Source organism: Singulisphaera rosea, from assembly GCF_054877945.1.
Window position 1 is genome coordinate 1 of record NZ_JBTYIP020000105.1, and the last position, 444, is coordinate 444.

The window sequence follows — 444 nt, forward strand, 5'->3', positions numbered from 1 at the left end:
TGACCGACGCGGCCGGCATGAAGAAGGCCCTCGACGGTGTCGACGCCATCGTCCACCTCGCGGCCATCGTCGGCTATCCCGCCTGCAAGAAAGAGCCGCAGGTCGCCCAGACGACCAACGTCGAGGGGACTCGCACCCTGCTCGAGCTCCGCAAGCCCGACCAGAAGGTCATCTTCGCCTCCACCGGCAGCATCTACGGCTCGATCCCCGACTACATCTGCAACGAAGAAACCCCGCGCGCCCCGATCACGCTCTACGGCGAGACCAAGGCGACCGCCGAGCAGATGGTCCTCGACGCGGGTAACGGCGTGGCCTACCGGTACGCGACCGCCTTCGGCGTCAGCAACCGGATGCGGCTCGACCTGATGCCGAACGACTTCACCTATCAGGCGGTCAAGAACCGCAACCTGATCGTCTACGAGGGGGGCTTCAAGCGGACCTTCG

1 protein-coding gene is annotated in these 444 nt (G+C 65.5%); it reads left to right on the top strand.

Annotated elements, in window-relative coordinates; all coding sequences use genetic code 11:
- Positions 1–444 (top strand): SDR family oxidoreductase (locus tag ACYOEI_RS41145; protein ID WP_462856484.1); only part of this gene is annotated, 444 nt, incomplete at both ends.